This is a genomic window from Streptomyces sp. NPDC031100, assembly GCF_055570785.1.
The window spans coordinates 98,035-112,389 of record NZ_JBVIGN010000004.1 but is presented as its reverse complement, the minus strand read 5'-3'; the positions used below and the strand labels follow the sequence as shown (position 1 = coordinate 112,389).

The following is a 14,355-nucleotide window of genomic DNA, read 5'->3' as shown; positions in this document are numbered from 1 at the left end:
CGTGCTCACGCCTTCAGCGTGTCCTTCCGGTACAGCCAGGCCGCGCCGCCCGCGAAGAGGACGAACGAGACGACGAGGATGGCGATGTCCTGGGCGCTCGGGGCCTGGCTCTGTTCGATCGCCCGCCCCAGGGCAGCGTACGCGTGGGTGGGCAGCCACTTGGCGATGTCCTGCAACCACTGCGGGAAGGTGGTCGACGGCATCCACAGGCCGCCGAGCAGCGACAGACCGAAGTAGATGATCATCGTGATGGGCCGTACCGCGTCCCCGGTGGCGAGGTAGCCGATGGCGACGCCGAGCGCGGCGAAGACGAGGCTGCCGGCCCAGATGACCCCGGTGAGCGCGAGCCACTGCCAGGCGTCCAGGCGTACGTCCTTCACGACGGCGGCGACGAGGAACACCATGATGATCGACGGCAGGCTGACCACGGCCGCGCCGGCGGTCTTGGCGAGGACGTAGCCGCGCCCGGGCAGCGTGGTGAGGCGCAGCTGCCGTACCCAGCCGCTCTCGCGTTCCTTGGCGATGCGTTCGCTGTTGCCCATCAGGACGGCCGTCAGGGCGCCGAAGGAGGCCATGGAGACCATCAGGTAGGTGGCGACGGTCAGGCCGCTGCCGGTGACCTTCTCGTTCGCCCCGGCGCTGCCGCCGAAGATCAGGAAGAGGAGCGAGGGGTAGAGCACCGAGAAGAACAGGAACTTCTTGTTGCGCAGGGCGCGGGTCAGTTCGAGCTTGATGAGCGCGTTCATGACTGCTTGGCCTCCTCGGCCTCCGTGATGGCGACGAAGGCCTGCTCAAGGCCCAGACCGGCGACTTCGAGGTTGCGGGGGTAGACGCCGAGGCCGTACAGGGCGTGGACGGTCGCGTCGGCGTCGGACGACTGGATGCGGACGGTCTGGCCGGATACGTCGATCGAGGTCAGGAAGGGCAGGCCGCGCAGGGCCGCCTCGTCGATCCCGCCCTCCAGGTCGAAGGAGACACGGCGGGCGCCCGCCTTGGCCTTGATCTCGGCGGCGGTGCCGTCGGCGAGCAGGCGGCCGCGGTGCAGTACCAGCACCCGGTCGGCGATGGCGTCGGCCTCTTCGAGGTAGTGGGTGGCGAAGAGGACCGTACGGCCCTGGTCGGCCTGTTCCCGCATGGTGGCCCAGAAGGCCTGGCGGGCGGAGACGTCCATGCCGGTGGTCGGCTCGTCCAGGACGATCAGGTCGCTGTCGCCGGCGGTGGCGAGTGCGAAGCGGACGCGCTGGGCCTGGCCGCCGGAGAGCTTGTTGACCTTGCGGTCGGCGATCTGCGCGATGCCGGCGCGGGTGAGGACGTCGTCGACCTTGTACGGCTTCGGGTGCAGGGAGCAGGCCAGCTTCACCAGCTCGGTGACGGTGACCTCGTCCATCAGGCCGCCGCTCTGCAGCATGGCCCCGACCCGCCCGGCGACGATCGCCTCGCGCGGGCTGGTGCCGAACACACCGACCGTGCCGCTGTCGGGGTGCTTGAGCCCGAGCAGGAGGTCGAGGGTGGTGGACTTGCCGGCGCCGTTCGGGCCGAGGAGGGCGACGGTCTCCCCCGGGTACAGCCGGAGCGAGAGCCCGTCGACGGCCCGCACGCTCCCGTACGTCTTGGTCACCTGGTCGAACCCGACCACCGGGGTGGTGGTGGCCGGTGCCGCTGTTGTTGTCATGCCCACCATGCTCACCGAGGGGGCCCGGGGGCCGGCAGTGTCGGAGGTCCTGAGTGCCGGATGACAGATGTCATGGGCAGAAGGTGACAGAAGGAAAAGGGGCGCCCGGCGGACACCGGACGCCCCTTTCCGGGTGGCGCTAGCTCGGGTTGGTCTTGATGACGGCGACCCGGTTGGTCTTGCTCATGAGCGCCTCGCGGAGGGCGACGTAGACGTCCTGGGGCGTGACCGGCGTCTTCTTGCCGTTGCCCCGGGTGATGAGCACCCCGTCGAACGCCTGACCGTACAGCTGCTTCAGAGCGGCCAGGTCGGGCTTGTCGACCAGCTTGCCGTCGACAGCCGTCACCCTGAGGAACTTCCACAGCGAGTTCTGCGGGCTCATCGGGACCGAGTGCGCGGCGTCCGTCTGGACCGTCACCTTGGCCGACATCGCCGGCTCCGCGAACTCCTTCATCTCCCGGTCGACCTCGGCGTTCGTCACCGTCGGCTGCTTGGTGGTCGTCGGGACCGTGACCGGGTTCGCCGTGTCCGTCTCCACCAGCGTGCGGTAGGCCTGTTCGACCGCCTGGGTCGACTGGGCCGCGTCGACGCCCTTGCCCGCCTTGCCGTAGACGGCCACGGCCTTGCCGGACTCGAACTTGATGGTGCCGTCGGTGACCGAGCCGGAGCCGCCGCCCACCTGCTCGAGCGCGGCCTGGAGCTTCTCCTCGTCCACCGGCATGACCGGTTCGACCTCCCGCTTCTGCCCGAAGAGGGAGCCGATCACGGAGACCGGGTTGTAGTCGCTCTTGGCGGCCTCGCCGACCGTGCTCGGGAAGTCGAACTGCAGGCCCGCGTTGTCCGGCGTGAGGGACACCGTCCTGCCGCCGACGGACAGCTTCAGCGGCTTGTTCACCCGGCTGCCGAAGGCGTCGTCGAGCTTCTTGACGGCCTCGTCGCGGGTGCCGCCGCCGATGTCGACGCCGAGGACGGTGGTGCCCTTGGGCACGTCGGTGTGGTTCATCAGCAGCCCGGCGCCGTAGGCACCGCCCGCGAGGACGAACACGCCGGCGCCGAGCAGCACGAGCTTGCTGCGGCCCTTCTTCTTCGGTTTGGCCTGGGACTTGGGCTGCGGGGACGGGTCGGGCAGCTTGGGCGGCGTGTGCGGCACCGGGCCGTCCGGGTGGGCGCCGGAGCCGAACGGGGAGTTCCCCGCGGCCGGGATGACCGGGATGCCGCTGGTGACCGTGTGCCCGGAGACGTTGTCCGGGGAGCGGTATCCGGGCGTGCCCGGTTCGGGGGCCGGCTTCTGCGGGGTGAGGATCGCGGTGTCGTCGCTGAGTCCGCCGCCGGGTGCCGTGCCGGGTCCGGCGGAGGCACCGGGGGCGAACGGACCGCCGGGCAGGCGGTGGCTGCCGGTGTCGCCGTAGCCGCCCGGGCCGTCGAAGGATTCGCCCAGATCCCTGTCCAGGTCGCTGAGCACGCTCCTCGGAGCGGCCGGCGGGACGAACGATCCGTCGCCGGTCACCGGACCGCCGGTGGGGCCCGCCGGGCCCTGCGGGCCGCGGCCGCCCTGGCCGCTCGGCCCGTTGAAGCCGCTGGGCCCGCCGGGGCCGCTCGTACCGTTCGCGCCGGCGGTGCCGTCGAACGCGCTCTGGCCGTTCTCCGAGAAGTACGGCAGGTCGTCGCGGCTCGGTTCGCCGCCGTTCGCGCCGGAGCGGGAGCCGCCCAGCGGACCCGCGGCCAGCGCCTCGGTCACGTCGAAGGAACCGGTGCCGCCGCCGTGCCCCGGGGCCACGGGGCCGCCGGTGGCGCCGGGCAGGCCCGAGCCCTTGCCGGCGCCGGAGCGGCCGCCGCCCGGCGCGCTCATGGAACCGACCACGCCACCGGGCCGACCGCCGCCGGGGCGCGTACCCGTGGCACCGGCGCCGGAGGCACCCGGCCCGCCCGCAGCGCTCGGCGCGGCGGCCGACGCGCCCGCGGCGGTGGAACCGCCGGGGATTCCGGCCCCGTTCGTGCCGCCGCCGCCCGGACCGCCCTTGGGCGTGCCGGACTTGCGGGGCGCGAACCAGTCGCTGGTCTTCTCGGCGGCCTGCGCTGCGGGCTCGGCGGGGGGTTCGGCGGGACCGGCGGGCGGCGCGGCGGCGGGAGCCGGCTTCGGGTCGGCGCCCCGGTCCTCCGTGGCGCTCTCGGCGTCCCCGACGGGTTTGCGCACGACGACCGGCGGGATGGGCCGCGATCCGGGGATGTTGATCCGGATCCGGGTCGTCAGCGTGGTCTCGGTCTTGCGTTCCTCGGGCTGGGTGGCCGAACGGCCCGCGTCCGCACCGGCGTCGGGAGCCATGGGGGTCCCGTACGGCGGCGTCCCCGAGGGGTATGCGGCTCCGCCGGTCCCGCTGGACCCGGAGGACGGAGTGTCAGTTTCACGACTCAAGGCAGGTTCTCCCGGTTGGCTCCGCCGCCCGTTACGACCTCAGCGGGCAGCTCGGCGGCGCGCACCACCATACTGGCCACGTCTGGCGCGTATCCCATGACCGCCGAGGAAACCCACACGGGACTCGCACGTGCGCCGCACGGCGAAGTGGTACGTCACTTGCCAAGTCGGGCGGGGCCGCCCTCGGGTTGCCGTCCGGGGCCAAGGGTGGCGCAGATCACAGCGAGGGCCATGCCGCCGAGCAGGAAGAGGTAGGAGCCCCCTCCGGCGCCGAACAGGAAGTCGCCTTCCGGGCGGCTGGCGGTGAGCAGGATGACGGCGACGATCCAGCCGGCCACCGGCGCGACCGCCCCGGCCCGGCCGCCGAGCGCGTACGCCCCGCCGAGGAACAGCCCGGCGGCGCCCGCGAGGGCGAGCAGCAGCCCGCCGGGGAACCAGGCGGCCTGGACCAGGGTTCCGGCGAACCCGACGATCGCGCCGAGCAGGAACAGCCCGAGGTAGGCGGCCATGCGTCCGGCCGAGGGGCGGTGCAGGGGCTGGGCGAGCGCCGAGCCGCGTCCGGCGTTGCTCATGACGCCTCCTCGTCGCCGGTGCCGACACCGGCGAACAGGTCGGTCTCCCCGAGCTGCGCCGGGCCGCGCACCAACTCGTAGTACTCGGTGGTGAGCAGCGGCTGGGCCAGCTCGTTGGAGAGCGCGAAGTACGGCTCGGCCACCTCGATCTGGGTGGCGTGGGCGCGCATGGCGGCGGCCTTGGCCGAGGCATGGGCGCTGCCGTCGATCGCGGTGGTGATCCGGTCGTCGTCGACCACGCCCGGCACGTCGGCCAGGGTGGCGCTCTTTGCGAACGGGAGCGTGGGAAGGTCGTCCTGGAGGCGGGCGAAGGCGGCCTCGGCGACGGAACGCGGCACGCGGTTCCAGTAGACCTTCTCGATCCGGTGTCCCTCTTCGTCCGCCAGTTCGACGGCCCGCATGGCGACGTGGTGGGCCTGGATGTGGTCCGGGTGGCCGTACCCGCCGTTGTCGTCGTAGGTGACGAGGACCTGCGGGCGGATCTCCAGGATCACCTCCACGAGCGACCGGGCGGCCTCGTCGAGGTCGGCCTGCCAGAAGCAGTCGGGGTCCTCGTTGTCGGGAATGCCCATCATGCCGGAGTCGCCGTAGCGGCCCGCGCCGCCGAGCAGCCGGGAATCCGAGACGCCCAGCTCGCGCAGGGCGGCGGTCAGCTCGCCGCGGCGGTGTGCGCCGAGCGCGGGGCCGGTCAGATGCCGCAGCCCGGGCGGAATGACCTCCCCCCGCTCACCCAGGGTGCAGGTGACCAGGGTCACGTGGGCACCCTCGGCGGCGTACCTGGCCATGGTCGCGCCGTTGTTGATCGACTCGTCGTCCGGGTGCGCGTGCACCAGCAGCAGACGCCGCTCGGGCAGTACCGTCATGGGAACACCCTACGAGGTCCGCGCCGGGCCGGCCGTCAGAACTTGATGCTGCCGATCATGCTGGCGACGTTCGTCGTCAGCTCGCTGATCGTCGGCGCGACGGTCGAGGAGGCGAGGTAGAAGCCGAGCAGGATGCAGACCACCGCATGGCCTCCCTTCAGCCCTGACTTCTTGATCAGCAGGAAGACGATGATCGCCAGCAGCACCACCGCCGAAATCGAGAGTGCCACGGCGGCTCACCTCCAAAGATCCCAGGGACGCGGGGGGTTCGGACTATGGGGGTTGTGACCCGGTTGTAGATCGATAGAGCAAATCCATGCAGACGCCAGCAGGTTCATACCCACACAGCGGTAGTGATCATAACTATCCGTGCTCGCGCATCGCTCGGCGCACGGCCGCACAAGGGGGCGCATGGCCAATATGGTCGGGGTATGACGACCGAGGCTGACTCCTTCCCCCGTCGGCACGCCCGCACGCAGCGCTTCACGCTCGGCGCGCCGCGTGCGTTCACCGTGGCTCCCGACGGTTCGCGTGTCGCGTTCCTGCGCTCCAACTCCGGCACGGACCGGGCCAATTCCCTGTGGATCATGGATCCGGCGGACGGCACCGAGCGCCTGGCCGCCGACCCGCGCACCCTGCTCGGGGGCGCCTCGGAACAGCTCTCTCCCGAGGAACGGGCACGCCGGGAGCGCAGCCGGGAGGGCGGGGCCGGCATCGTCGACTACGCCACCGACGCGGCCGTGGAGTTGGCGGCTTTCGCCTTGTCAGGGCGGCTTTTCACGGCCGAGCTGCGGGCCGGTACGGCGCGTGAACTCCGCGTTCCCGGCCCGGTGATCGACCCGCGTCCGTCGCCGGACGGGCGGCACATCGCGTACGTCGCCCAGGGCGCGCTGCGGGTGACGGGCGCCGGGGGCGAGGGCGACCGGGCGCTGGCGGAGCCGGAGGCCACGGCGGGGGCCGGCCAGGTCACTTATGGGCTCGCCGAGTTCGTCGCGGCCGAGGAGATGGCGCGTTCGCAGGGTTTCTGGTGGGCGCCGGAGTCGGACCGGCTGCTGGTGGCGCGCGTGGACGACACGCCGGTGCGGCGGTGGTGGATCGCCGACCCCGCCCGCCCGGAGCGTGAGCCAGACCACGTCGCCTACCCGGCGGCGGGTACGGACAACGCGGACGTACGGCTGTTCGTGATGGGCCTCGACGGGGGGCGTACGGAGGTCGTCTGGGACCGCGCGCGCCACCCCTATCTGGCGCGTGTGCACTGGTCAGAGGCGGGTGCGCCGCTGCTGCTGGTGCAGACCCGGGACCAGCGCAGCCAGGTGTTCCTGGCGGTGGACCCGGACTCCGGGGCGACCCGGATGGTGCACGCCGACGAAGATCCAACATGGCTGGAACTTTTCGCCGGTGTGCCCTGCTGGAGCCCGTCCGGGCGGCTTGTCCGGATCGCGGACGAGGGGGGTGCGCGGGTGCTGGCCGTGGGTGAACGGCCGCTGACCGGCCCGCAGTTGCACATCCGTGCGGTACTCGACGTCACGGCCGACGACGTGCTGGTCTCGGCCTCGGCGGGCGAGGAGGCGGAGGACCCGGAGATTGGCGAGGTTCATGTCTATCGGGTGAACGAACTCGGCGTGGAGCGCGTGTCGCAGGCGCCGGGGGTGCACTCGGCGGTGCGCGCCGGGGGTGTGACGGTGCTGGCGTCCGCGACGCTCGACGGCCCGGGCACCCGTGTCCAGGTGCTGCGCGACGGAAAACAGACAGCAACTGTCACGTCATACGCCGAAGTTCCCGGCTTGTCCCCCCGGGTGACGCTCACCGAAGGGGGCGCACGCCGAATTCCGTGCGCCGTGCTTATGCCTACGGACTACCCCGGAGACACTCCTCTGCCGGTCCTCCTCGACCCCTACGGGGGCCCGCACGGACCGCGCGTGGTGGCCTCCCACAACGCGCATCTGACCTCGCAGTGGTTCGCGGACCAGGGCTTCGCGGTGATCGTCGCCGACGGCCGGGGCACCCCCGGCCGCTCCCCGGCCTGGGAGAAGGCGGTCCACCGCGATTTCACGCTCACCCTGGACGACCAGATCGAGGCCCTGCAGGACCTGGCGAAGCGCTACCCCCTGGACCTGTCCCGGGTGGCCGTCCGCGGCTGGTCCTACGGCGGCTATCTGGCGGCGCTCGCCGTCCTGCGCCGCCCCGACGTCGTCCACGCGGGCATCGCGGGCGCCCCGGTGACGGACTGGCGTCTCTACGACACCCACTACACCGAGCGCTACCTCGGCGACCCGGCCGAGGAGCCCGAGACCTACGCCCGTAACTCCCTCGTCACCGACGACGGCCTGTCCTCCCCCGCCGAGCCGCACCGCCCGCTGATGATCATCCACGGCCTGGCCGACGACAACGTGGTGGCCGCCCACACCCTGCGGCTGTCCTCGGCGCTCCTGGCGGCCGGCCGCCCCCACGAGGTGCTCCCGCTGTCCGGCGTGACCCACATGACCCCCCAGGAACAGGTCGCGGAGAACCTGCTCCTGCTCCAGGTGGACTTCCTGCGGCGTTCGCTGGCACAACCGCGCAAATCCTCGTGAACCGCGTTTACACACAGGCAACTTCACGGAAGCGGCACCGATATACGGACGCGCGAGGCTGAACAGCGTACGGCCGTGCGGGTGCCGTGAACGGGCCGGGGTGCGCCATGTCATCCCGGCCCGTTGCCTTGCCCCTGGGCCTCCTCCGGGGGCACGACCACCTTCTCCTCGGCGAAGTGGCACGCCGAGTCATGTGCCGCGGGGCCGGTCGTACCGCGGAACGCCTCGGGGACCGCCAGCAGCGGGACCTCGACGACGCAGCGCTGCTGTGCCTTCCAGCAGCGGGTGCGGAAGCGGCAGCCGGAGGGGATGTTCGTCGGGGACGGGACGTCGCCGACGAGGATGATCCGCTCGCGGTGCTCCCGGGCGTCGGGGTCGGGGACGGGGACGGCGGAGAGGAGCGCCTGCGTGTAGGGGTGGGTGGGGTGGTCGTAGATCTCGGCGTCGCTGCCGATCTCGACGATGCGGCCCAGGTACATCACCCCGACCCGGTCCGAGATGTGCCGGACGATCGACAGGTCGTGGGCGATGAAGACGTAGGAGAGGTCGAACTCCGACTGGAGGCGGTCCAGGAGGTTGATCACCTGGGCCTGGACCGAGACGTCCAGAGCGGAGACCGGTTCGTCGGCGACGATCACCTCCGGGCGCAGCGCCAACCCCCGTGCGATGCCGATGCGTTGGCGCTGTCCGCCGGAGAACTGGTGCGGGTAGCGGTTGATGTACTCGGGGTTGAGGCCGACCACGTCCAGGAGCTCCTGCACCCGGCGCCGGCGGTCGCCCTTGGGGGCCGCCTCGGGGTGGATCTCGTAGGGCTCCCCGATGATGTCCCCCACCGTCATCCGGGGGTTGAGGGAGGTGTACGGGTCCTGGAACACCATCTGGATGTTGCGGCGTACGGCTCTCAGGGCCCGGCCGGACAGCTTGGTGATGTCCTCGCCCTTGAACTTGATCGAACCCGCCGTCGGCCGCTCCAGGCTGCACAGCATCTTCGCCACCGTCGACTTGCCGCAGCCGGACTCGCCGACGATGCCGAGGGTCTCGCCCTTGGCCAGCGTGAAGTCGACACCGTCGACGGCCTTCACCGAGCCGACCTGCTTCTTGAACAGGATCCCCTGCATGAGCGGGTAGTGCTTGACGAGGCCGCTGACCTCCAGGATCGGCTCAGCCATGCAGGCACTCCCTCCAGAAGTGGCAGGCGCTGCCGCGCTCTTCGGAGACCTCGTAGAGCGGGGGCACGTCCGTACGGCACACGTCCTGAGCCATCGGGCAGCGGGGGTGGAAGGCGCAGCCGGGCGGGATGTGCATCAGGTTCGGCGGCAGGCCCTTGATCGCGTACAGCTCCTGGCCCTTCTGGTGCAGGCGCGGGATGGAGTCCAGCAGGCCGCGGGTGTAGGGGTGCGCGGGCGCCTTGTAGATGTCGTGGACCGGGGCCGACTCGACGATCCTGCCCGCGTACATCACGGCGATCCGGTCGGCCACGTCCGCGACGACGCCGAGGTCGTGCGTGATCAGGATCAGGCCCATGTGGTACTCGCGCTGCAGCTCCGCGAGCAGGTCCATGACCTGGGCCTGGACGGTGACGTCCAGGGCGGTGGTCGGCTCGTCGGCGATGATGAGGGCCGGCTCCAGCGCCAGCGCCATGGCGATCATGATGCGCTGGCGCATGCCGCCGGAGAACTGGTGGGGATAGTCCCGCACCCGCTGGGCCGCGCCCGGGATGCGCACCCGGTCCATCAGCTCGACGGCCCTGGCCCGCGCGTCCTTCTTCGACATCCCCCGGTGCACGACGAACATCTCGCCGAGCTGGTCGCCCACGGACAGCACGGGGTTGAGGGCGGACAGCGCGTCCTGGAAGATCATCGCCATCCCGGCGCCCCGGACCTTCCGCCGCTCCTCCTCCTTGAGCTTCAGCAGGTCCTTGCCCTGGAAGAGGATCTCCCCGCCGGTGATCCGCCCGGGCGGCATGTCGAGGATCCCCATGACGGCCTGCGCGGTCACCGACTTCCCGGAGCCCGACTCGCCGAGCACGGCCAGGGTCTCCCCCGCGTCGACGGCGTACGACACCCCGTTGACGGCGCGCGCGATCCCGTCCCGCATGCGGAACTCCACGTGCAGGTCACGCACTTCGAGCAGCATGACGCCGTCACCTCAGCTTCGGGTCCAGGGCGTCGCGGACCGCGTCGCCGAGCATGATGAAGGCCAGGACCGTGACGGCGAGGGCTCCCGAGGGCCACAGCAGTGCGTGTGGGGCGTTGCGGATGTAGGGGGAGGCGGCGGAGATGTCGATGCCCCAGGACACGTTCGGCGGTTTCAGCCCCACGCCGAGGTACGACAAGGTCGCCTCCAGGGTGATGTAGGTGCCGAGCGCGATGGTCGCCACGACGATCACGGGGGCCACGGCGTTGGGGGCGATGTGCCGGAGCAGGATGCGGGAGTTGGAGGCGCCGAGGGCGCGGGCGGCCTGGACGTAGTCGTTCTGCTTCGCGGTGATGACCGAGCCGCGGGCGATGCGGGCGATCTGCGGCCAGCCCAGCAGCACCATGAACCCGACGACGGGCCACACCGTGTTGCTGGTCACCACGGACAGGAGCACCAGGCCGCCGAGGACGACCGGGATGGCGAAGAAGACGTCGGTGATGCGGGACAGGACCGAGTCCCCGATGCCGCCGAAGAAGCCCGCAAGGGCGCCGAGCACGGACCCGAGGATCGCGACCCCGAGCGTGGCGCACACGCCCACCGTGACGGACGTACGGGCGCCGTAGACGGTCCGTGTGTAGACGTTGCAGCCCTGGCCGTCGTACCCGAAGGGGGCGCCCGGCTGTGAGCCCTGCTGGGCCTTGGACAGGTGGCACGTGAGGGGGCTGCCGGAGGCGATCGCCGAGGGCCACAGGGAGACGAGGACCAGGAAGAGGATGACCAGGGCGGAGAGGAGGAAGACGGGGTTGCGCCGCAGGTCGCGCCAGGCGTCGGACCACAGGGAGCGGGGCTTGCCCGCCGGGCCCGTGCCCTGCGGACCTCCAGGAGTCTTCTCCAGGGTCTCCGCCTCGCTCGCCGCCAGGTCCATCGCGCCGCCCGCGCCGGTGGGGGCGATGGCGCGATCGGGGTCGTACGACTGCTCACGCATAGCGGATCCTCGGGTCGAGTACGGCGTAGAGCAGGTCGACCAGCAGGTTGGCGACGAGGAAGACGAGGACGAGGATCGTCACGAAGCCGACGACGGTCTGGGTGTTCTGCCGGACGATGCCCTGGTAGAGCTGGTAGCCGACGCCGTGGATGTTGAAGATCCGCTCGGTGAGGATGGCGCCGCCCATCAGCGCGCCGATGTCGGCGCCGATGAAGGTGACGACGGGGATGAGGGAGTTGCGCAGCAGGTGCCGGGTGATGACACGGCGCCTGGGCAGGCCTTTGGCGATCGCCGTACGGACGTAGTCGGACCGCTTGTTCTCCGCGACGGAGGTGCGGGTCAGCCGGGTGACGTAGGCGAGGGAGACGGAGGCGAGGACGAGACCGGGCACGATCAGCTCGCCGAGCGTGGCGTCCGGGGAGACCGACGGCTGGATCCAGCCCCACTGGACGCCGAGCAGGAGCTGGAGCAGCAGGCCGGTGACGAAGACGGGGACGGAGATGACGACCAGGGTGCCGAGGAGCACGCCCGTGTCGACGGGCCGGCCTCGGCGCAGGCCCGAGAACACCCCGAGGGTGATCCCGATGACGATCTCGAAGAGGATCGCGACGACGGTCAGCCGGATGGTCGGGGGGAACGCCGTCGCCATCAGCTCGGTGACGGGCTGCCCGTTGAAGGCGGTGCCGAAGTCGCCGGTGAAGAGGTGGCCCATGTAGGTCAGGTACTGCTGCCACACCGGCTTATCGAGGCCGAACTCCCTCTTCAGCTGGGCGGCCGTCGCCGGGTCGCAGGCCCGCTCGCCGCACAGCCCCGCGACGGGGTCGCCCATCACGTTCACCATCAGGAAGATCAGCAGCGTCGCCCCGACGAAGACCGGGATCATCTGGAGCAGCCGCCGGACGACATAGCGTCCCATGGCCGCTCAGCTGACCTTGATCTCGTTGTAGACGGGGACGCTGAAGGGGTTGAGGGCCACGTGGGACAGGCGCTGTGAGTAGCCCGCGCTGCCGTTCTGGTACCAGAGCGGGATGGCGGCCATGTTGTCCCGCACGACCCCCTCGGCCTGCTGGAAGGTGGAGACGGCCTTGGTGGTGTCGGTCTCGGCGTTGGCCTGGTCGACCAGCTTGTCGAAGTCCTTGTTGGACCACTTGCCGTCGTTGGAGGAGGCGTTGGTGTAGTAGAGCGGCTGGAGGAAGTTCTGGATGAGCGGGTAGTCCATCTGCCAGCCCGCGCGGAACGGGCCGCTCATCTTGTGCTGCCCGATCTGGTTGCGAAAGTCGGCGAAGGTGCCGACCGGGTTGCCCACGCACGCCTTGTCGTTGCCGAGCGCGTTGTTGATGGAGTTGCACACGGCGTCCACCCACTCCTTGTGCGAGCCCGTGTCCGCGTTGTACGTGATCCTGACCTGTCCGCCGGGGAGCCCGCCGCCCTCCTTGATCAGCCGTTTGGCCTCGGCGGGGTTGTAGCCGCAGGCCGTACCGCACAGGCCGGCCTTGAAGCCGCCGGCCACGCCGAGGACCGGGGAGGTCCAGTCGGTGGCCGGGGTGCGGGTCTGCTGGAAGATGGTGCCGGTGATCTGCTTGCGGTCGATCGCCATGGACAGTCCGGTGCGGACCTTCTCCGAGCCCGGCTTGTTCCAGGCCGCGTCGTAGTACGGGAAGGCCAGGGTCTGGATGATGCCGGCGGGTGCGTTGATGTAGCGGTCGCCGAGATCTCTCCTGACGTTTTTCAGCTGCGCGGCGGGCACGTCGTCCACGAGGTCGAGGTTGCCGGCCATCAGGTCGGTGTATGCGGTGTTGTTGTCGGTGTAGACCTTCAGGGTCACACCGCCGTTCCGGGCCCTGTCGGCACCGCGGTAGCCGTCCCACTTCCTCAGGGACATCTGCGAGCCCTTCGTGTAGGACTCGATGGCGTAGGGCCCGTTGCCGATGGGCTTGCTCAGCCAGGCCGCGTGGTCGGTGAAGAACGTCCGGGGCAGCGGGTCGAAGGCCGCGTAGCCGAGGGTGTCCGGGAAGCCGGAGAACTTCTGGTTGAGCTTGACGGTGAAGGTGTGGTCGTCGACGACCTTCAGACCGGACAGGGTGTCGGCGCGCTGCGCGCCGCTGTCGGGGTGGACCTTGTCGTAGCCCTCGATGTACCCGAAGAAGTAGGCGTTCTTCTGGTTGTTCTTCAGGCTCGCCCCGTAGTTCCAGGCGTCCACGAAGGACTTGGCGGTCACCTTCTCGCCGTTGGAGAAGGTCCAGCCGTCCTTGACCTTGATCGTGAAGTTCTGCGAGTCCTTGGTGTCGATGCTCGCGGCGAGCATGTCCTTCGCCGCGCCGGTCTTCGGGTCGTACCGCTTCAGGCCCCGGAAGACCATGTCGAGGACCTTGCCGCCCTGCACCTCGTTGGTGTTGGCCGGCTCGAGCGGGTTCTGCGGGTCACCCCAGGAGGAGCTGAGCACCCCGGCGGCGGTGCCGCCGCTGGTGTCCGCACCGCCCCCGCAGGCGGTGGCGGCGAGTGCCACGGCCACCGCGCCGGCGGTCCACCGGGCGTGCGTGGTTCCACGCATCCGTACCTCCTCGCTGATCACCGATCCGTCACGGCCAATATCGCGACAACACGCATACAGCGCATTTCCGGCAACCCGTACGTGGGGCAGTCCACCCGTACGGGGGGAATCCACGGGAGGGACGACGGTCAGCGGGCGACCGCGCCGCCTGCTGCGGTGAGCCGGCTCCGCCCACCGCCCCGCACCAGCCGCGACACCGTCTGCACCCTGAAGGCCACCCGGATCTCACCGTGCGGAGACAGGGAGATCAACAGATTCGCCGCCATGGCCGCGGCCAGCCGTTCCAGCAGGGGCAGCGTCGGCACCCCTTTCCCGCACTCGAGGCGCGACAGCGCCCCTTGGCTCATGCCCGCCTGCGCCGCGAGGCGCTCCTGCGTCAGACCCAACTCCACCCGTCTGGCACGCACTGCCAGCCCGAGCGGCTTTCCGAGCGAGTCCCACGTCCCCCCTCTGTGCGGAATACCGGAAGCCCGTTCCACTGACAGGGCCATGACTCCACCCTCCCCCGTGCCATCACGTCGGTGGCAATGCTCAGCGAAACCCAGGAGACATCGGAGGACACGAAGAAGGTTCCCCATTTGAGGGAA

The 14,355-nt window shown here is 70.6% G+C and carries 13 protein-coding genes; 1 reads left to right on the top strand and 12 read right to left on the bottom strand.

Annotated features, from left to right (window positions below; genetic code table 11):
* Positions 1-5: 5 nt before the first annotated feature.
* The 6 genes from ACZ5DS_RS12360 to ACZ5DS_RS12335 form a co-directional block, all read right to left on the bottom strand.
* Complete coding sequence (locus ACZ5DS_RS12360; protein WP_468236690.1) at positions 6-746, bottom strand: ABC transporter permease; 741 nt, start codon at positions 744-746, stop codon at positions 6-8.
* Positions 743-1,672: an ABC transporter ATP-binding protein gene (locus ACZ5DS_RS12355; RefSeq protein ID WP_468236688.1), complete on the bottom strand. Its 930-nt coding sequence runs from the start codon at positions 1,670-1,672 to the stop codon at positions 743-745. Before ACZ5DS_RS12355 ends, ACZ5DS_RS12360 begins: the two co-directional genes overlap by 4 nt.
* 139 nt (positions 1,673-1,811) lie before the next feature.
* Complete coding sequence (locus ACZ5DS_RS12350) at positions 1,812-4,085, bottom strand: hypothetical protein (RefSeq protein WP_468236685.1); 2,274 nt, start codon at positions 4,083-4,085, stop codon at positions 1,812-1,814.
* Between the two features lie 155 nt (positions 4,086-4,240).
* Positions 4,241-4,657: a DUF6113 family protein gene (locus ACZ5DS_RS12345; RefSeq protein ID WP_468236682.1), complete on the bottom strand. Its 417-nt coding sequence runs from the start codon at positions 4,655-4,657 to the stop codon at positions 4,241-4,243.
* Entirely contained in the window at positions 4,654-5,520 is an 867-nt protein-coding gene (mshB, locus tag ACZ5DS_RS12340) for an N-acetyl-1-D-myo-inositol-2-amino-2-deoxy-alpha-D-glucopyranoside deacetylase (RefSeq protein ID WP_468236679.1), read from the bottom strand. Before mshB ends, ACZ5DS_RS12345 begins: the two co-directional genes overlap by 4 nt.
* A 35-nt stretch (positions 5,521-5,555) precedes the next feature.
* Positions 5,556-5,750 (bottom strand): hypothetical protein, encoded by a 195-nt coding sequence (locus ACZ5DS_RS12335; RefSeq protein WP_030649813.1) that lies wholly within the window; start codon positions 5,748-5,750, stop codon positions 5,556-5,558.
* 201 nt (positions 5,751-5,951) lie between these two features.
* On the opposite strand from ACZ5DS_RS12335, the gene ACZ5DS_RS12330 reads away from it, so the two are divergent.
* Positions 5,952-8,093 carry a S9 family peptidase gene (locus tag ACZ5DS_RS12330; RefSeq protein WP_468236677.1) on the top strand — a complete coding sequence of 714 codons (2,142 nt, stop codon included), beginning with the start codon at positions 5,952-5,954 and terminating at the stop codon, positions 8,091-8,093.
* 110 nt (positions 8,094-8,203) lie between these two features.
* Here ACZ5DS_RS12330 and ACZ5DS_RS12325 read toward each other — a convergent pair whose 3' ends face one another.
* The 6 genes from ACZ5DS_RS12325 to ACZ5DS_RS12300 form a co-directional block, all read right to left on the bottom strand.
* Entirely contained in the window at positions 8,204-9,262 is a 1,059-nt protein-coding gene (locus ACZ5DS_RS12325) for an ABC transporter ATP-binding protein (RefSeq protein WP_468236674.1), read from the bottom strand.
* On the bottom strand, positions 9,255-10,229 hold the full coding sequence (locus tag ACZ5DS_RS12320) for an ABC transporter ATP-binding protein (protein ID WP_468236671.1): 975 nt from the start codon (positions 10,227-10,229) through the stop codon (positions 9,255-9,257). The genes ACZ5DS_RS12325 and ACZ5DS_RS12320 overlap by 8 nt, the downstream gene beginning before the upstream one ends.
* Positions 10,230-10,236: 7 nt before the next feature.
* Positions 10,237-11,217 (bottom strand): ABC transporter permease, encoded by a 981-nt coding sequence (locus tag ACZ5DS_RS12315; RefSeq protein WP_468236668.1) that lies wholly within the window; start codon positions 11,215-11,217, stop codon positions 10,237-10,239.
* Entirely contained in the window at positions 11,210-12,133 is a 924-nt protein-coding gene (locus tag ACZ5DS_RS12310) for an ABC transporter permease (RefSeq protein WP_468236666.1), read from the bottom strand. Before ACZ5DS_RS12310 ends, ACZ5DS_RS12315 begins: the two co-directional genes overlap by 8 nt.
* A gap of 6 nt (positions 12,134-12,139) precedes the next feature.
* The gene (locus ACZ5DS_RS12305; protein WP_468236663.1) at positions 12,140-13,768 is read right to left on the bottom strand and encodes a peptide ABC transporter substrate-binding protein; all 1,629 of its coding nucleotides are present in this window, start codon (positions 13,766-13,768) and stop codon (positions 12,140-12,142) included.
* A gap of 128 nt (positions 13,769-13,896) precedes the next feature.
* Entirely contained in the window at positions 13,897-14,259 is a 363-nt protein-coding gene (locus ACZ5DS_RS12300) for a helix-turn-helix domain-containing protein (protein ID WP_468236661.1), read from the bottom strand.
* Positions 14,260-14,355: the final 96 nt, after the last annotated feature.